The organism is Rhizohabitans arisaemae (assembly GCF_025996515.1).
GTDB lineage: Bacteria > Actinomycetota > Actinomycetes > Streptosporangiales > Streptosporangiaceae > Rhizohabitans > Rhizohabitans arisaemae.
Window position 1 is genome coordinate 1,450,646 of the sequence record NZ_BLRH01000034.1, and the last position, 18,238, is coordinate 1,468,883.

Genomic DNA, 18,238 nt, shown 5'->3' on the forward strand with positions numbered 1-18,238 from the left:
CAGGTGCCCCCGTGTCCCGGTCCCGCCCCGCCGGACGGGACCGGGACGGACCGGCCGCCGCGTGGCCCGGGAGGACGTGGCGTCACGCCGCGGCCGCGTGGGTGTGGTACGGGGTCTCGTCGGCCACCGGGACGCTCCTGCCTCCGTCCACCGCCACGGGTGCCTCACCCGCCACGCCGACCTGGTGCAGGCGCCGTCGCCGGTCGCCGAAGTCGTGGATCACCCGGTGCTGGGTGGCCCGGTTGTCCCACACCGCGACGTCGCCGGGGGCCCATCGCCACCGCACGGTGTTCTCCGCCCGGACCACCTGCTCCTGCAGCAGGCGGATGAGCGCCTCGGAGGTCTCCTTGGACAGCCCGGCCAGACTCCGGGCGTAGCCGCCGAGGAGGATCGCGTGTTCCCCCGTCTCCGGGTGGACCCGGACGACCGGGTGCTCGGTCTCGGCGGGCGCCCAATCCGGATCGGCGTCCCAGGCGAGTTCGAACCGGTTGGTGTGGACGGCCCGCAGCCGTTCGGCGAGCACGCGGAGTTCTTGCGGGCAGTCCTCGTAGGCGGCGACGGTGTTGGCCCACAGGGTGTCCCCGCCGGCCGGGGGCACCTCCAGGGCCCGGGCCACCGAGGCGAGCGGCGGACGTTCGGTGTAGGTGCCGTCGGTGCGCCAGCGGTCTCCGCGCCGGCCGTCGCTGTAGTCCAGGTCGGCGATGTGGACGTTCCCACCGATCACCCGCTCGGCGGGCCGGGTGGGGGTGAGCGGGCCGAGCAGCCTGGCGAACGCCACCTGCCCGTCCTGGTCGAGGTGGTGCTGGCCACGGAAGAACAGCACCCTGTGCCGGAGGAGTGAGGCACGGATCAGCCGTACCTCGCGATCGTCGAGATCACCGGAGAGGCGGATACGGGAGACCTCCGCGCCGATCCGTCCGGCAACCTGGTTTACCTGCACGGACATGACAGTCTCTGCCTTTCGTGGGCACGTTGTGAGGAGAAGCCCGGCACGCGGGAACGTCGAACTTCACGGGTTCGACATCCTGAAAACGATCAGTGGATCGAGGACCGCCCGGGCGGGCGGCTGAGTGGCGGTGAGCCAAGCCGATGCGATGGGGTGGACCTCACGCAGGACACAGCGCGCTGGCCACGCGACAGAAGTCGACGTGGCAGCGGCTGGTGAGCTGCTCACTTCGCATCATGCTTGGACGCTAACATCAGGCCGGGGGAATTGTCCATACAACCGGTAGGGATAGTATGCAAAATCCCCGGATCGCCCCGGGCACCGTCAAACCACGGACCCGGCCGGGCGGGTACGGCTCCGGAAACGCCGCCACACGGGTGTTGTCTTCCCCGCCGCAGCGGAGGAGAACGAAAGAGCCCGGTCGGCTCTTTCGCAAAGGATCGGACGCCCGGCCCGCGCCGCGGCGCCGTACCGGAGGTCAGGGAAAGAAGACCGCCAGGCACTCCTCCTCAAGCACCGGGCCTATCACCTGGACCCGATGCGTCCCCGTCCGCAGCAGATCCGCGCAGCGGGTGCCGATGCTCGGCGAGGTCGGGAACATCGTCCGGATGCTCGGGATCGAGGCGCCGAAGACGACCCGCCCCAGCCTGGCCCAGTGCATCGCCCCCGAGCACATGGCACACGGCTCGCCGCTGGCGTACATGGTGGCGCCGGCCACCCGCGCCGGATCCGCCGCCCGGATCGCGTTCAGCTCCGCGTGGGAGATGAGCTCCCCCGTCGAGACGGTCGCGTTGCGTCCCTCGGCGAGAACCAGACCGTCCGCGCCGACGAGGACCGCGCCGTACGGGGCGTCGCCGTCGGCCGATGCCTGCCTGGCCAGCTGCACCGCGCGCCGCAGGTGAGCCACGTCATGAGTATCAAGCACCTCCCCATGATCGGTAAAGCGTCCGATCACGGCAAGTGGCCGAGGAAGGACTTCACATCGGCGATCTCCTCGCCGAATCCCGTCCGGTCGTCCGCACCGCCGGAGAAAAGCTCCACGGTGACCTCGGTGTCCCCTTTGACGCGCCGCATCCGCCACGTCCCCGTCACCCGTCCGTCGTCGACCACCGTCGCCCGCAGGACGCCCCCGCCGGGATGCACCGCCTTGGCGTGCTCCTCCGCCAGGACCGGGCCCCGGTCCCGCCAGCCGAGCAGGTATTCGTCGAAGGCCGGGGTCAGGCGCACCACCCCCGCCACCGGCTCCAGCGGCCTTCGGCGCAGCCGCCACAGCCGCCCCCCGCCGCAGACGACCTCGGCGAGCTCCCCGGCGATCAGGTTCCAGCCCGCCCGCGCGTCCCGCAGCGGCAGCCCCGACCAGGCCACCAGGTCGGCGGGCTCGGCGGGGGCGTGCGCGCTCAGGTACCGGCGGGCCAGCTCCGCCAGCGCCCGATCCCGGTCGCGTTCCAGCACGAGTTCCCGGCCGAGCCAGTCGGCGGCGTGGACGTAGGTCGGCTTTCCGCCGCGGTCGGGACCGAGCAGGACCACGCCCCGGGCGGCGGCGAGCCCGGCCAGGTGCACGACCCCCTGGCCGTGCGCCCGTACCCCGACCTTGGCCAGGCGTTCGCCCAGCTCCTCCTTGGTGAGCGGGCCCTGCCCGGCGAGGGCCTCCTCCACCGCCTCATGCGGGCCCTCGACCTTCTCCTCGGCCAGCCTGCGCAGCGCGTTCGGGATCCGGGGCGGCCCGGTCAGCGCGATCAGCCAGGGCAGATCGGCGGAGGCGGCGAAGTGCAGGGTTCCCCGGGGACCCCAGGCCCGCACGATCGAGGTGTCCGCACGGGCGGCCTCGACGCCGGCCAGGGTCAGTCCGCGGGCCCGGGCGCGCAGCGCGAGCGCCCCCGCGAGGGCGTCCTGGGCCTGTACGGCGAGGAGCTCGCCGACCAGCGTGTCCACCGCCGGGGAGCCGGCCGGGCGGTGCAGTGACTGGGAGGCCGTCCTGGCGCGGCGTACATCCGCATCGCTCAGCATTCACCCCACACTAGACCCGTCCACGGGGCTGCGAACCGGTCTTCACCGGTCCGGCGTCCTGCGGCCGGAACAGCCCGCCACGACGCCGGACCTCGGTCAGGGGGAACCGGCGACGCCGGCCGGGCGGGCAGGGCCGGTACGGCGCCAGGCGACCACCAGGAGCGCCGTCAGCGCCCACAGCGGCACGGTGCCGAGCGCCCAGCTCAGTCCGAGGGGCGGGCCCGGCTGCGCCAGCACCGCGAGATTCCTCAGCTCGCCCTCGCCCAGGCCGGCCGGTCCCTCCACCGAGAAGTGCAGCGTCCAGGCGCCCTCGTACGGCAGGGCGAAGGTGTCCAGACCCCACACGCCGAGCTTGCGCGGGTGCCGTGCGAGCCTGGCCTCGGTGGCGACGCGTCCGATGCGCTCCAGGTCGCCGTCCCCCGGGGCGCGCAACAGCAGCACGCCGCGCTTGTCGGCGATGCCGCCCTCGGGGGTGAAGGTGAAGTCCAGCGACTGCAACGCCCGGAGCGGCCAGGTGCTGAACCCCACGGTCAGTCTGTACGGGCCCGCCTGCACCCGTTCGGTGTGCACCACGTCCACGGGCGGATAGGCGAGAGCCGGGGACGGCCCGGCGACGATCAGTCCGAGCGCCGCCAGGATCGCGGCGACCGTGCGGAACCCACGGGTGAAGGACATCGTTCCCCGATTCTGTGCGGACGGCCTCATCGGCGGCGTCTCCGATCCATGACTCCGGTACGTGCCGCGGCACACGCCCGGTCTCCGGCCGGCACCCCGCGCCGGCGCGGTCATCGACCGGCTCCCGACGGGGCGGCCGGGGCAAGGGCCCGGAGCATGCGGCCGAAGCGGGGGCCGACCAGCCCCGCGGCCGTCCCGGCCACCAGGCCCAGCACGGCGGGCGCGACGAACGTGCCGATCGGCGGGATCGGGTTGCCGTAGACCAGCGGCACCTGGACCATCGCGGCGACCGCCGTGAGCGCGCCGGCCGACCCGCCGACGACGGCCGCGACCCAGCGGGGCCGGTTCCCCGCGCGGCGGGCCCGCCCCGTCGCGACGTGAACGAGGGCGACCACCGCGATCAGGATCATCGGCATGTTCGCGGGGAGGTACGGGGGCCCGTCGATGTAGTCGCGCAGCGGCAGCCCCACCTGCGCGGCGTAGGCGTGGGCCGCCCACGGCGAGAACCACCACAGCACCGCCTGCGTGGCGGCGAAGACCACCGCGAACAGCAGCGCCAGGCGGAGGTTGTCCAGGAAGCCCACCGCCGTGAAGGCGACGGCGACCACCAGGAAGGTGGTGCCCAGCACCGCGGGGTCGATCGGCCCGACCGCGAACTCCGCCAGGTTGTTGGTGGCGACCATGGTGAAGCCGAGCAGCACGGTGAACGCGCCGAGCACCCCGGACCGTCCCCACCGGTGCGCCGAGGCGGCCGCGAAGACCATCAGGGCGCCGACCATGGTCAGCGCGACCGACAGGATGAGGCCGATGTGCGGCGGCGAGGCGATCACCGCGTCGAAGCCGTACAGCTCGTGCCACCACAGGTCGACCAGGCCGTAGAGGAGGAACGACGCCGCCCCCGTCCCGGAGACCAGATAGCCGACCGGGGCGGAGAAGAGCCGGCCGAAGACCGGCACCGCCCGGCCGCCGACCGCCTCGTCCACCGGCCGATCGGCCCGCCGCGCGGCGGTGGTCGCCAGGACCACGGCCAGGCTGGCCAGGCCCGCCAGGGCGCTGCCCGCGTACAGCACCAGGTGGGGCAGGGTGAAGAACGTGTCCGGCCCGACGTCGATGTGCCACTGGACGTCCCAGCTGAGACCGGAGAACGAGAGCATCGCGCCCAGCAGCACCAGGGCGGCCGGTAGCCGGCCCCGCGACACGGCGACGCGCCCCGGGGGCCTTTCCTGTGCCAGTGTCATCGTGGATCTTCCCTTCGCAGTTGTCATCCGGTGATCAGCAGCGGGAAGACGACCCGGTCGGCGCCGGTCGCGCCCTGCAGAACCACCGTGAACTCCCAGTAACCCCTCATGAACAGGGACACCGACTCGGCCCGGTAGCTCCCCGGACCGGTCCCCGCGGCCTGCGCCGCCGGGGCCGCGTGCCCCATGCTCTGCATCACCGGCTCCACCGTGACCTTCCGCAGCCCGGCGGGTCTTCCGTGGACGTCGGTCACCCGGACCGTGACCGGACCGGCGCCCGTCCGCGGCCGGTGGACGGTGAGCTCCACCCGGTGGCCGGCGGTCCCGCCGTGCAGGGTGACGGGGCCGGCGGCGGCCCTCGGCCAGAACAGCCACAGGGCCACCCCGGCGAGGACGATCAGCGCGACGACCGCCGGTGCGACACTCCGCCGGGTGCCCGGCTCCCCCGTTGTCACGGTGTGCCCCCTTCTTCGGGTTCGACGGTGAGCAGCGCCGGAACGGTGAGGACCGTGTAGTCCCGTTCCGCCTGCACCCAGACCCGGTAGCGACCCGGCATCGGGAACGTGAAGGTGAAGGAGACCTCGGGGCCGAAGGCCGCCACGGTCTCGTCCGGCAGGTCGGCCATGCCCCGCGCCGTCACCGCCATCGAGTGCGCATGCGCCCAGACGGGGGCGCGTTCCGCGGCGTCGCCGACCGGATCGGAGTCCGGCAGCGGGCCGACCACGATGAGGTGCCCCTGCATGCCCAGCCAAGGCTGCAGGTCGGCGGTGTCGCCGATCCGCGCCGTGACGGTGGTCGGCGTCCCCGCGGCGAGCCCGGTGGCACCGAGCGTCACCCGGGTCCCGTTCACGTCCCGCTCGCCCAGCCCGGGTGGTGTGGGAGCGGCCCCGGTCCCCGGTGGTCCCGCGTCGACGTCGAACCCGGTGGGGGAACGGACCAGCTGCACCCCGCCGCCCCGCCTGGCCAGCTCGGCGGTGACCGCGTGACGGCCCTTCTCCGCCGGCGTCAGGCGAACCCGGTAGTGACCGGCGCCGACCCGGATCGGATGCAGATGCCACAACCGGCCGGAGGGCGACACCACCACCAGGTGGATCAGCGCGGCGTCGTGCACGAGCAGGTCGTCGACGGGCCGGCCGGTGGCCCCGTCCGACAGCAGGAGGTCCAGGTCGACCGGGCGTCCCGCGTCTGTTCGGCCGTGCCGGAGCCGGACGTTGACCGGAGGCCGTGAGTACTCGACGGCCGGGACGGTCCAGGCGTACGGGTCGACGACGTTGTCCATCGTCGGGTCCAGCTCCCGGCCGGGCTGCGGAGGAAGCGGGGTGACCGAGGAGAGCAGGGCACCGGTCGACCCCACCGCCGCGGCGGCGACCATCCCGCCCGCCAGGACCAGCGCCGTCCACCTGCGCCGGGACCAGACCGCGGCGCCGAGCGCGCCCAGCAGCAGCGCGCCCGCCGCGGTGAAACCGGCGTACGCCGTGAACTCCGGCGGGGACACCACCGGCGCCGGGACGATGAACGGTATCCGCGCGGCCTGCTCCCCGTCGTCGACGACGAGCTCCCACGGCCCGGGACGGTCCACCCGCAAGGTGGCGCCGTGGTACCCGGCCGTCGCGCCGAGGACGAGCTCGCCCTGGCTTACCGTCGAACCGGCGGGCGGCAGGTCCTCGACCCGGGCCGTCGCACCGACCGGGATCGCGCGCAGGGTGAGCCGTCCCGGCGGGGTGCCGGTGTGGGTGACGACGTCCACCCGCAGCGGCCCGGGCACACCCTGAACCCGGCGTACGACGACCGTGAGTTCCCGGTCGCCGAGCGTCTGGGCGATGTGCAGGTCCGAGCCGCCCGGGCCCCCGTCGGCCGAGGCGGTCCGGACTCCGGTGAACGACGACGCGAGGAGGCAGATCAGCAGGATCAGTGTCGGCCGGATCGGGCTTGTCTGGATTCTCATCGCCGGCAACGTTAGGAAGGAGGATCGGGGTCTGTCGTCACCCGGCCGATTGAACTCCATCCCCCGGTGGAGGGACGCGGACCACCCGGGGTGATCAAGTAGCCTGCCCCCCGAACCCCTGCGGAGAGTGCGTGCCTTGCTTGATACCCGCCGGTCCCTGACCAGCCAGTCCATCCTCGTCGCGATCGTCGCCGCAGTGGCGGACGTCGGGTTTTTCCTCTTCGTCCCGGACCGGCCGCCCTTGGAGGCGTGGCGGTTCCTGCTCGTGCTCGGTCTCATCGTCGGATCCGACCTGGCGTTGGCCGGGCCACCCAGGACCTCGGGCGTCGTCGCCGTACTGCACGCCTTCTCCTGGGTCCTGGTCCCGGTGGTGTGCGACGGCCCGTGGTGGGAATCCGCCAAGACAGGGCTTCTGGTGGCCGGGTACCGCGCGGGGGCGTGGCTGCCGCCGATCCCGGCCCTAACGGCGCTGGGGGCGCTGGCGGCCGGGGTGCTCGGAGCGCAGCTGGCCGTGGGCACGCGCGTCCAAGCCCTCCCCATGGTCGCGATCGAAATCATCTCCCTCGCCCTGCTGCCCTGGCTCGTCGGGAGGTACACCACCGCGCGGCGGGCCTACATCTCCGAACTGGAGCGGCGGGAGGAGCGGCGGCTCCTGGACGAGCAGACCGCGGTCCAGCGAGCCGTCACCGAGGACCGCAGTGCGATCGCGCGGGACCTGCACGACACGATCTCCCACCATGTGAGCGCGATCGGCGTACACGCGGGCGCGGCCCGGCTTGGTCTGGACTCCGCGGGCGACGACGTCGTGCACCGGTCGATGCTGGCGATCGAGTCGGGCAGCCGCGCGGCCATGGCCGACCTGCGCCGGATGCTTGACCTCCTGCACGGTGAGGAGACCGTCCGGGGGAACCGCCAGCCGGGCCTCGGCAACCTGGAGGAGCTGGTCGAGGGGGTTCGGAGCCTGGGACTGGCGGTCACGGTGACCGTGCACGGCCCGCCCACCCCGCTACCCGGCTCGCTCGACGTCGCGGTCTATCGGATCGCGCAGGAGGGGTTGACCAACGCCCTGCGGCATGGGGGCGGCGACGACATCGACGTCGAGGTCGAGTACCGCCGGGACGAGGTGATCCTCACCATCGTCAACGAGCTGGCCCCGGCCCGCCGACGGGAGCCGCAGGGCACCCGCCGCGGCTTGAACGGCATCAGGCAGCGGGCCGCGCTGTTCGGCGGCCGGCTCACCTACGGGGTGCGACCGGACGAGAAGAGCTGGCGGCTGCGGGTGAGCTTTCCGGTGGACTCGTCATGCCTGCCCGAATCGTGGAGGTGACCGTGAAACTGCGTGTGCTGCTCGCCGACGACCACGCGCTGTTCCGCTCCGGCTTGCGCGCGGTGCTCGGCACCCAGCCCGACCTGGAGTGCGTCGCCGACGTGGCCGACGGGCACCAGGCCGTGGCCGAGACGCTGCGGCTCCGGCCCGATGTGGCGGTCCTGGACGTGCGGATGCCGAGGCTGGACGGGCTGGCCGCGACCGAGACGATCCTGTCGGCGCCGGGGAACGTCACCAAGGTGCTGGTGCTCACCACCTACGACAGCGACGAGTACATCTACCGGGCGCTGCGGGCCGGGGCGAGCGGCTTTCTGCTGAAGAGCCTGCCGCCGGAGGAGATGACGGGCGCGATCCGGATCGCGGCCCGCGGGGACGCGTTGATCGACCCCTCGGTGACCCGGCGCCTGGTGGCGCGGTTCGCCGCCGGGATCGCACCGCCTGCGGCCCCGCCGGAGCTGGGGCGGCTGACCTCCCGGGAACACGAGGTGCTGCTGCAGCTGGCCGAGGCGCGGAGCAACGCCGAGATCGCCGCCGCGCTGTACGTGGGCGAGGAGACCGTCAAGACGCACGTCTCCCGCATCCTGGCCAAGCTGGGCCTGCGCGACCGGGTGCACGCCGTGGTCTACGCCCATCTCAACGGCCTGGTGGGGCGGGAGGGCCGCCGCCTGGGCGACCGCGCCGACTCCGGGTGCTGACGGCCGGGACCGGTCCGCCGTACGCCCGCGACGACGTGGTGAATGTGACGATCGAGGGACGTCTCATGCACCGCCTGTCAGGCGACGCTTTTTGACCATACGGTGGTGGTTGGCCGACGTCGGTGGCACGGGGTCGAGCTCGGCGCGTTGAGTTAAGGCGGGATGTGGACACTTCACTCGGCACCTTGTGGAAGAACGTGATCGGCCTCCAGCCGGAACCACCTCTGTGGATCGTCGTCGTGACCGGGATCGCCGCCTTGGCCGTCGTGGTCTACCGCCCCGGCTGGCACGCCTCCCGGGGGGTGGTGACCATCGCCCACGAGGGCGGGCACGCCCTGGTCGCCCTGCTCACCGGACGCAGGCTTGAGGGGATCAGGCTGCACTCCGACACCTCCGGGGTGACGTTGACCAGGGGCAGGCCCCGGGGCCTCGGGATGATCCTCACCGCCGCCGCGGGGTACGTCGCCCCCTCCCTGCTCGGCTTCGGCGGGGCGTGGCTGATCTCCTCCAGCCGGATCACCGTGCTGCTCTGGATCATGATCGTCCTGCTCGCCGGGATGCTCGTCATGATCCGCAACTTCTTCGGCGTGGTCTCCATCCTGGCCACCGGAGGGGCGCTCTTCGCCGTCTCCTGGTTCGCGCCGATGGACGCGCAGGGGGCCGCCGCCTATCTCGCGGTGTGGTTCCTGCTGTTCGGCGGGGTCCGGCCGATCACGGAGCTGTGGAGCAAGCGGAGCAGGCGGCAGGCGCCCAACTCCGACGCCGAGCAGCTGGCCCGGCTCACCGGCGTCCCCGCCCTGCTCTGGGTCGCGCTCTTCCTGCTGATCGCGGTCGCGGCGCTGGCGGTCGGCGGATACTGGCTCGTGTATCCATGACCAAGATCGCCGACCGAATTGCCGTGTCGTTTGATCGTACGGGTCGTTAATCCGATTAGCTCCAGAAATCCACATCCTTTCCACCTATAAACCCCTATAAGGGATATACGACATTTTTCATGCAATAAGCGACATCGACAAGACATGAGTTAGGACGTTCTTTACGATGATCCCTGCGCATCCGTAAACAGGTCTGCAGAGGTCTTCACGCGGCCTGTTCGTGCCGTGCCCCGGCAAACACAACAGGAGGACACCGTGACCGGCTTCGACGGCATCATCGTGGGGGGCGGCCACAACGGGCTCACCTGTGCGGCCTACCTCGCCAAAGCCGGGCTCTCCGTCGCCGTGGTGGACCGCAACGCCGTGGCCGGCGGGGGATGCTCCACCGAAGAGATCACGCTCCCCGGGTTCAAGCACAACACCCACAGCAACTACCACTTCCTGGAAGAGGGCCCCGTGCCCGCCGACCTCGAACTGCGGCGGCACGGCCTGCGGTACATCTACCCCGAGGTCCAGCACGCCACGGTCTTCCAGGACGGCCGCGCCATCACCGTCCACCGGGACCCCAAGCGCACCGCGGAGTCCTTCGCCCGGTTCTCCAAAGCCGACGCGGCCACCTGGCTCGACCTGTACCACACCTACGCCGAGGTCGCCCGGGACCTGGTCAACGGATTCCTGTACTCCCGGCCGCTCCCGCCGCCCGAGCTCGCGCAGCGGCTCAAGGGCGCGCTCGGCGCGGAACTGCTCGGCTACATGCCGATGACGCTCTACCAGGCGGTCGACCGGCACTTCGAAAGCGAGCAGGCCCGCGTCCTGTTCAAGGCGTTCCTGCACGCCATCTCGATCGAGAACGTTCCCGGCACCGGCGGCTTCTTCCCCCGGCTGCTCTCCCGGCTGGCCCGGCTCGGCCTGCCCGTCGGCGGTGCCGCCAACGTCGCCAGGGCGTTGGAGAGCGTCGTCCGGGAGAACGGCGGCACCGTGATCACCGGGCGGCACGTCAGCCGGATCCTGGTGGACGAGGGACGCGCCTGCGGCGTGGAGCTGGCCGACGGCGAGCGGCTCACGGCCGACCTCTTCGTGGCGAGCGGGGTGGACGCGCCGCAGACCGTCCGCCTCGCCGGCCCGGCCAACTTCGACGCCGGGCTCGTCGCCAAGGTCGAGGCCTACAAGTGGACGGCCCACAGCCTGGTCACCCTCCACCTCGCCCTGGACGAGGCACCCCGCTACACCGCGGCCGAGTACGACGCGGACGTCGACCGGGCCTTCCTCGTCGTGCTCGGAGCCGACGACAGCGAGGGCCTGCTCCGTAGCTTCGACCAGATCCACCAAGGTCTCCTGCCCGACCGGCTCGCCGGGAACGGCGCCTGCCCGACGCTCTTCGACCCCTCCTATGCCCCGGCCGGCAAGCACGTCGCCTTCTGGTGGCCGTGGGCGCCGTACGACCTCGGCGGGGACCCGGCGAACTGGGACGAGCGGCGGACGGAGATCGTCGAGCGGATCCGCGCCGAGTGGTCGCGCTACGCCCCCAACCTCGCCGAGGCGCGCACCGTGCTCGGCAGCCGCCTGTTCACCCCCCTGGACATCGAGCGGCACTGCATCAACATGGTCCGCGGCAGCCACCACGTGGGGGCCTACGAACCGCAGCAGCTCGGCGGGAACCGGCCGGTCCCGGAGATGGGCCAGTACCGCACCCCGGTCGCGGGGCTCTACCTGTGCGGGGCGAGCAGCCACCCCGGTGGCTCGGTCTCCGCGGCACCCGGCTACAACGCGGCGAACGCCATCGCCGCGGACCTGGACATCACCCCCTGGTGGACGCCGGTGCCCGCACCGGAATGGAGCGATACGGGCGAGTGAACCCCAGATTCGTCATCAAGGACCCGGCACGACCCGACGTGACCCACGAACGGCTCGCCCTCCTCATCGAGGCGGGCAAACGCATCGGCAGTTCCCTCGACATCGGCCAGACCGGCCGCGACCTCATGCAGGTCGCGGTCCCCGGCTTCGCCGACGCCGGCGGCATCCTCGTCCAGGACCGGATCGTCACCGACGACGAGTTCCCGGTGCGGAGCACCGACGGATCGGCGACGGTCCGCCGCATCGCGGTGGGGGTGGCCGACGTCAACCCCGACGACTGGGCGGCGGCGTTCCCGATCGACGAGGTCACCGTCTACCCGGCGTGGACGCCGTACGCGCACTGCATGGCAACCGGCAGGCCCGTCCTGTACACCTCGATGGAGACCAGCGTCGCCGAGGAGATCGCGATCGCCTGGAAGCGCGAGGTCATCGGGCGGCTGCTGGAGCACAACTCCGTCCTCATCGTGCCGTTGAAGGCGCGCGGCCGGGTCCTGGGCTTCGTCGTCTTCACCCGCAAACCCGGCGCGCGACCGTTCGACGCCGACGACGTCGCCCTCGGCGAGGAGCTCGCCGCCAGAACCGCGATCTGCATCGACAACGCCCGGCTCTACCACCGGGAGCGCAGCACCGCCCTCACCCTGCAGAGCAGCCTGCTGCCCTCCGGCCTCCCCACCCCACTCGGGCTGGAGATCGCCTCACGGTACCTCCCGGCGAGCGATCTGACCGGGGTCGGCGGCGACTGGTTCGACGTGATCCCCCTCCCCGGCTGCCGCGCCGGACTGGTCGTCGGCGACGTCATGGGGCACGGCACCCGCGCGGCGGCGACCATGGGACAGCTCCGTACGGCGCTGCGCACCCTCGCCAGCCTCGACCTCACCCCCGCCGAGGTCCTGTTCCGGCTCAACCGGATGACCCAGGACATGGACGCCACCCAGATCGCGACCTGCGTCTACGCCGTGTACGACCCGGTCACCCAGGTCTGCTCGCTGGCCAACGCCGGGCATGTGCCGCCGATCCTGCTCCGCCCCGACGGCGGATCCGACGTCCTCAGGCTCCCGCCCGGCCTCCCCCTCGGCATCGGACGCGACCCGTTCGAGACGACGGTGCTCACGCTGCCCGAGGGAGCGGTCCTGGCACTGTGCACCGACGGTCTCGTCGAGAGCCGGGAACGCGACATCGACGCCGGGATCGCCGCGCTCCGGGAGGTGCTCTCCACCCCGGGGCGCGACCTGGAGGACATCTGCGACCACGCGATCAGCTCGCAGCGCCGGGGCCACGACCGCGACGACATCGCCCTGCTGCTCGCCCGGGTGGTCCCGCTCTCCGGCGACGAGTTCGCCGCCTGGGAGTTGCCGGTCGACCGGCGGGCCGCCCGGCAGGCCCGCGTCCACGCGCGCGAGACCCTCGCCGCCTGGCGGCTGGACGCCCTCGCCGACACCACCGAGCTGCTCGTCAGCGAACTGGTGACCAACGCGATCCTGCACGGGTCCGGGCCGATCCACTTCCGGATGCTCCGCGGCAAAACCCTCTACTTCGAGGTGGCCGACCGCTCCCCCGCGACGCCCGCCATCCGCAGACCCGGTCCCGAGGACGCCTCGGGCCGCGGGCTCCAGCTCATCAACGGGCTCGGCTACCGGTGGGGCTCCCGGCGCACCCCCACCGGGAAGACCGTCTGGTGCGAGCAGCACCTCCCCACCCGGTTCCCCGGCGACGACCCCCGCAAGGGCTAGCGGCTACACCCCGGTCACGGTCAACGTGGAGCCGGTACGGCCTTTGGCCACCCTCAGCTGCGCCGGGATGCGGCCGCGCAGTTCGGCCACGTGGCTGACGATCCCGACCGCCCGACCGCCGTCCCGCAGGCCGTCCAGCACGTCGAGCACGTCGTCGAGGGTGTCCTCGTCCAGGGTGCCGAACCCCTCGTCCACGAAGAGCGTCCCGATCTCCGCGCCGCCCGCCTCCGCCGCCACAACGTCGGCCAGGCCCAGCGCCAGGGCGAGCGAGGTGACGAACGACTCGCCGCCCGACAACGTCACCGGATCGCGGTCGGACCCCGTCCAGGAGTCGACCACCCGGAGCCCCAAGCCGCCGACCGCGCCGGCCCGGCGCTCCCCGGTGGCGGCCTCGGCGGTGTAGAGCAGCGCGTACCGGCCCGAGGTCATCCGGTCGAGGCGTTCGTTGGCCGCGGCGACGACCTGCTCCAGCCGGGCGGCCAGCACGTAGGCCGACAGTCTCATCCGCAGCCGGTTGTCGGCGGAGGCCCCGCCCGCCAAGGCGGCGATCCGTTCGGCCACCCGGTGTCTTCGGTCGGCCGGTTCGTGGTCGGCGATCCGCTCGGCCAGCTCGTCCCGCAGCCCGTCCAGCCGCTCGCCGCGCCCGCGCGCCAGGTCACGGGCGGACGACGCCGCGCCACTCGCGGTCTCGGCCGCGAGCAGCGCCGCCTCCAGCGCGGGCAGGTCGGGTTCCGGCAGCGCCGCGGCGGCGACCAGTTCCGGGTCGGCCAGCAGCTCCCGGACCGCCGCCTCCTCGTCGTCGTCGGCCCGCAGCAGCCGGACGTACTCGGCCCGGACGTCCTCGTCCAGGACCGCCTCGCGGACCGCGGCCACCCCGGGAAAGCCGGCGTCCACCGCGGCCTGGGCCGCCAGGACCTCGGCCGCCGCACGCTCCCGCGCCTCCGTCTCAGCGGTACGCCCCGCTTCCGCCGCCTCCCCCAGCAGGACCGCCTCGGCGGTCAGCCGGCGCAGCCGCGCCTCCACACTCGGATCGTCGCCCCGCGCCGCGTCGAGCTCGGCCCGCAGCCGATCCGCCTGCTCGGTCAGCCCGGACCTGCGGGCCGCACCGGCCACCAGCGCCTCCCGGACCGCGCGATCCTCCGCGCGGGCCTCCTCCAGCTCGCGGTCGAGCCGTTCGGCCGCGGCGGCCAGGGTCACGGCCCGCTCGGCGCACCCGGCGACCCGGGCGTGCTCCGCACGTGCGGCGGCGCACCGCCGTTCCGCCTCCGCCGGGGTGAGACCCTCGGGGACCTCCCGCCCCGCCGTCGCGTGGTCGCGGGCGGCCGATTCGGCCCGCCCGATCGCCGCCACGGCCTCGGCGAGGATCCCCGCCTCACCGGTGAGCCGGTCGATCCGGTCTTCCAAGCTCGCGTCGGCGCCCCGCGCGGTGTCCGTCCGTGCCTGGATCCGGGTGCGCTCCGCCGCCCGCCCGTCCAGCCGGGCCCGTACCCCGGCCAGTTGCTCCTCGATCTCCCGGCGGACGTTCCGCGCGGATTCCAGCTCGGCTTCGGCCCGCTCGGCCTGCTCCGCCAACAGGGGTACGGCGTCCGCCTCCGGACCGAGCTCGGCGAGTACGGCCCGCGCCCGCTCCAGCCGGGCCACCGCCTCCGGGCCCGAGAGCCCGTCCGCCGACGCGGCCGCTTCGGCGTGGCGGGCGGTGAGGTCGGCCACGACGTCTGCGGCCTCCCGGCGGAACCGCGACGCGGATTCGGCGGCCTCCTCGGCGAGCCGCTCCTCGTCCGGACCGGAAGGGAGCGCGCCCGCGACCGCGGGGGCGGGATGCTCAGGCGATCCGCACACCGCGCAGGGCTGCCCGGCGACGAGTGCCGCGGCCAGCTCGGCCGCCATCCCGTCGATCCGGGCCTGCCTGATCGTCAGGAGTTCCTCCCGGGTGAGCTGGTCGGCGTCGACGGCGGCCCGGGCCGCCTCCCGCGCCGACGCCAGCTCGGCGGCGAGAGAGTCCCGGCGGCCCACCGCCTCCAGGACGGCCTGGGCGGTCTGGGCGGCGGACTCCGCGCCGGGCAGCGCCGACGCCGCCTGGCGAGCCCGCGTCAGCCGTACCCCGAGCTCGGCGACGCGCCCCGGCACCTCGGCCAGGAGGGTGGCGTTCTCCGCCTCGCGTTCGTCCAGTCCGGCGAGTTCCCGGCTCAGCGAGTCCAGCTCGGCGCGGATCTCCCGCAGGCGTGGCACCTCGTCCCGCAGCAGCTGCTGGAGGGCGGCCGTCTCATCGAGACGGAACCGCTGCAGCTCCGTCAGGCGATCGGGGCCGACGTCGTCCTCCCCGTGGACCGGCCGGGCGGCGAGCGACGCCGCATCCCGCTCCGCCTCCGCGGCGGCCAAGGCCCCGGCCGTCTCGGCCCGACGCAGGGCCGCCTTCCTGTCCTGCTCGGCGCGATCCACGGCGAGCCGGGTCTCGCCGACGCGGGCGGCCTCGATCCGGACCTCGTCCAATTCCGCTCCGGTGCCGGCGCGGAGGCCGGGCAGCTCCGCCAGCCGCCGCCCGAGCTCCTCCTCCCTCCCGGCGAGACCGAGCAGCTCCCCCTGGAGCTTACGCAGCTCCTCCGCCGCGCCCGCCAACCGCGTGGCCTGCCCGCCGAGCCGCTGAAGTCCGGCGATCTCGTCGCGGTGCGCCCGCTCCCGAGCCTCGAACGAGGACGCCTCGCCGGTCAGCAGCGGCAGGGCCCGGGCCGCCGCGTCGGCGGCGAGCGTCGCCGCCTTCTCCGCCGCGGCGTTCCGCTGCTCCAGCGCCCGGATCAACGGCAGGACCCGGTCGGCGCGGACGGCGGCGTCCAGGGCGGCACGCCGGTCCGCGCGCTCCGCCGCCCGATCCGCCAGGCTCCGCTCCCGCAGCACCGCCTCCGTGTGGCGTCGTCGCCGGTCCGCACGGATCCGGCCCCACTCGACGGCCGCCCGCGCCGCGCCCGTCTCGGCCTCGCCGGTCTCCGCCGCCCGGGATGCGGCCTCCAGGACGAGCACGGCGTTCTCGCGCAGCCCGTCCGCCCAGGGAAGGGCGTCGGCGTCGGCGCAGGCGTCCACCCCGGCCACCTCGGCGACGCGTTCGACGACCCGGTCGACGGCTTCGCGCAGCTCCTTGGCCACCCGGTGGGTCCGGGTACGCCGGTCGGCGAGCCAGGCCTCCACGTCGGTGAAGACCCGGGTGGAGAAGAGGCGCTGCAGCACCTCGCGCCGCTCCTCCGCGCCGGCCCGCAGAAAGCGGGCGAAGTCCCCTTGGGGCAACATCGCGACCTGGGCGAACTGGTCGACGTTCATGCCGAGCAGGTCACCCATGAGATGCCCGGCCTCGTCCATCCGGGTGGTCCGCGCCGTCCACTCCTCGCCGACGAGCTCCTCCACCACGACCTTGGGTTTCTCCTCCACCGTGCCCGAACCCCGGTGCTTGGGCCGGATCCACGCCGGGGATCGCCGCAGCCGGAACCGCCGGCCCCGGATCGACACGTCCAGGAGCACCTCGGGGGCGCGATCCGGTGGGGCGTGATGGCTGTGCAGCACCTTGGCCCGGCGCTCCCGCAACCCCGGCACCTGCCCGTAAAGGGCGAAGCACACCGCGTCCAGGACGCTGGTCTTGCCCGCCCCGGTGGGGCCGTGGATGAGGAAGAGACCCGACTCGCTCAGCGGGGCGAAGTCGATCCGCTCGGTGCCCGCGAAGGAGCCGAAGGCGGTGAGCCGCAGGCTGTGCAGCCGCATCTAGACCCCCGCCCCACGGATCCGCGACGCCTCGAAGGCCTCCCGGATCAGCTTCGCCTCCTCGGCGTCGGCCTCCTCACCGCGCACCTCGCGGACGAAGTCCATCGCCACCTCCACGTCCGACCTGCCTTTGAGCCGCTCGGTCCACGAGCCCGTCCCCTCCCGCCCGCCCTCGGGGGCGAAGGAGAGCGCCAGGGTGTGCGGGAAACGCGTCTTCAGGCGGTCCATGGCGGCCTTCGGCCGTACCGGATCCGTCAGCGTCACCTGGAGCCAGTGGTTCTCCCAGGCCGCGTGCTCCGGACCGGTCAGCAGGTCGTCCAGCCGCCCGGTCAGGCGGCCGATCGGGCGCGGCACGGGGGCGTCCGCGAACTCGGCGGCGGGCTCGGTGCCGTCCAGGTCCACCAGCCAGGAGCCTTTGCGCTGGCCGATCTCGGAGAAGGAGTAGGCGATCGGCGAGCCGGAGTACCGGACCCGGTCCGACATGCGCTGGCGGCCGTGCAGATGCCCGAGCGCCACATAGTCGACACTGTCGAACACCGACATCGGGACGTGCGCGACACCGCCGACGCTGATGTCCCGCTCGCTCTCGCTCCCCTGCCCACCGGTGACGAAGGCGTGCGCGAGCACCAGCGACTTGGCGGGCCGCCGCCGCGCCAGATCGCGCCGGATCAGGTCCATGGCGTGCCCGAGGGCTTGCGCGTGGCCGCGGCGCTCCAGCTCCCACGGCCCCTTGACCAGGTCGGGTTCGAGGTAGGGGATCGGGTAGACGGCGAGGTCCCCGACGAGCACCGGAGCACCCACCTGCGCCGGGGAGGTGCGCAGGTGAACTCCGGCCGCGTCGATGAGATCGGCGCCGAACCCCAGCCGCTGCGCCGAGTCGTGGTTACCGCTGATCAGCACGGTCCGCACCCGGGCGTCCGTGAGCCGCCGCAGCGCCTCGTTGCACAGCGCCACCGCGTCGACCGGCGGGAGCGCGCGGTCGTAGACGTCACCGGCGACCACGACGACGTCCACCCGCTCCGACACGACCGTCTCGATCAGGTGATCGACGAAGGCCGCCTGGGCACCGAGGAGGCTCTCCCGATGGAAGGAACGTCCCAGATGCCAGTCGGAGGTGTGCAGGACACGCATGGCGAAGGAAGGTAACAACCACCACCGACAACGGCTGGCGCACACGCCGGGGAGCCCGCCGTGTTCACCGG

At 73.3% G+C, this 18,238-nt stretch carries 15 protein-coding genes; 5 read left to right on the forward strand and 10 right to left on the reverse strand.

The genetic code is table 11. From position 1 onward, the window contains the following. Positions 1–82: 82 nt before the first annotated feature. The 8 genes from RUR_RS22050 to RUR_RS22080 all read right to left on the reverse strand — a co-directional run bounded on the left by RUR_RS22050 (position 83) and on the right by RUR_RS22080 (position 6,811). Positions 83–946, reverse strand: coding sequence for a TauD/TfdA dioxygenase family protein (locus RUR_RS22050; RefSeq protein WP_283137004.1), 864 nt, complete (start codon positions 944–946; stop codon positions 83–85). A gap of 160 nt (positions 947–1,106) precedes the next feature. Continuing rightward, complete coding sequence (locus RUR_RS36830) at positions 1,107–1,184, reverse strand: putative leader peptide (protein WP_428847015.1); 78 nt, start codon at positions 1,182–1,184, stop codon at positions 1,107–1,109. A 240-nt stretch (positions 1,185–1,424) separates the two neighbouring features. Further along, positions 1,425–1,853 (reverse strand): nucleoside deaminase, encoded by a 429-nt coding sequence (locus RUR_RS22055; RefSeq protein ID WP_283137005.1) that lies wholly within the window; start codon positions 1,851–1,853, stop codon positions 1,425–1,427. Positions 1,854–1,897: 44 nt separating this feature from the next. Further along, the gene (locus tag RUR_RS22060) at positions 1,898–2,953 is read right to left on the reverse strand and encodes a winged helix DNA-binding domain-containing protein (RefSeq protein WP_283137006.1); all 1,056 of its coding nucleotides are present in this window, start codon (positions 2,951–2,953) and stop codon (positions 1,898–1,900) included. A 96-nt stretch (positions 2,954–3,049) separates the two neighbouring features. Then, complete coding sequence (locus RUR_RS22065) at positions 3,050–3,628, reverse strand: hypothetical protein (RefSeq protein WP_283137007.1); 579 nt, start codon at positions 3,626–3,628, stop codon at positions 3,050–3,052. A gap of 110 nt (positions 3,629–3,738) precedes the next feature. Continuing rightward, entirely contained in the window at positions 3,739–4,866 is a 1,128-nt protein-coding gene (locus tag RUR_RS22070) for a hypothetical protein (RefSeq protein WP_283137008.1), read from the reverse strand. A gap of 23 nt (positions 4,867–4,889) precedes the next feature. Continuing rightward, the gene (locus RUR_RS22075; protein ID WP_283137009.1) at positions 4,890–5,321 is read right to left on the reverse strand and encodes a hypothetical protein; all 432 of its coding nucleotides are present in this window, start codon (positions 5,319–5,321) and stop codon (positions 4,890–4,892) included. Further along, positions 5,318–6,811: a hypothetical protein gene (locus RUR_RS22080; RefSeq protein WP_283137010.1), complete on the reverse strand. Its 1,494-nt coding sequence runs from the start codon at positions 6,809–6,811 to the stop codon at positions 5,318–5,320. Before RUR_RS22080 ends, RUR_RS22075 begins: the two co-directional genes overlap by 4 nt. 136 nt (positions 6,812–6,947) lie before the next feature. Here RUR_RS22080 and RUR_RS22085 point away from each other — a divergent pair, with 136 nt between their 5' ends. The 5 genes from RUR_RS22085 to RUR_RS22105 all read left to right on the forward strand — a co-directional run bounded on the left by RUR_RS22085 (position 6,948) and on the right by RUR_RS22105 (position 13,292). Further along, complete coding sequence (locus RUR_RS22085) at positions 6,948–8,138, forward strand: sensor histidine kinase (RefSeq protein WP_283137011.1); 1,191 nt, start codon at positions 6,948–6,950, stop codon at positions 8,136–8,138. Positions 8,139–8,140: 2 nt separating this feature from the next. Continuing rightward, the gene (locus tag RUR_RS22090) at positions 8,141–8,833 is read left to right on the forward strand and encodes a response regulator (RefSeq protein ID WP_283137012.1); all 693 of its coding nucleotides are present in this window, start codon (positions 8,141–8,143) and stop codon (positions 8,831–8,833) included. 164 nt (positions 8,834–8,997) lie between these two features. Then, complete coding sequence (locus RUR_RS22095) at positions 8,998–9,708, forward strand: M50 family metallopeptidase (RefSeq protein ID WP_283137013.1); 711 nt, start codon at positions 8,998–9,000, stop codon at positions 9,706–9,708. Between the two features lie 225 nt (positions 9,709–9,933). After that, positions 9,934–11,562 carry a phytoene desaturase family protein gene (locus RUR_RS22100; protein WP_283137014.1) on the forward strand — a complete coding sequence of 543 codons (1,629 nt, stop codon included), beginning with the start codon at positions 9,934–9,936 and terminating at the stop codon, positions 11,560–11,562. Then, positions 11,559–13,292: an ATP-binding SpoIIE family protein phosphatase gene (locus RUR_RS22105; protein ID WP_283137015.1), complete on the forward strand. Its 1,734-nt coding sequence runs from the start codon at positions 11,559–11,561 to the stop codon at positions 13,290–13,292. Before RUR_RS22100 ends, RUR_RS22105 begins: the two co-directional genes overlap by 4 nt. Before the next feature lie 3 nt (positions 13,293–13,295). On the opposite strand, the gene RUR_RS22110 is transcribed toward RUR_RS22105, so the two are convergent. Together RUR_RS22110 and RUR_RS22115 are read right to left on the reverse strand one after the other, a co-directional pair. Then, positions 13,296–17,036: an AAA family ATPase gene (locus RUR_RS22110; RefSeq protein WP_283137016.1), complete on the reverse strand. Its 3,741-nt coding sequence runs from the start codon at positions 17,034–17,036 to the stop codon at positions 13,296–13,298. Beyond that, positions 17,037–18,167 (reverse strand): exonuclease SbcCD subunit D, encoded by a 1,131-nt coding sequence (locus RUR_RS22115; RefSeq protein WP_283137017.1) that lies wholly within the window; start codon positions 18,165–18,167, stop codon positions 17,037–17,039. Between the last annotated feature and the right edge of the window lie 71 nt (positions 18,168–18,238).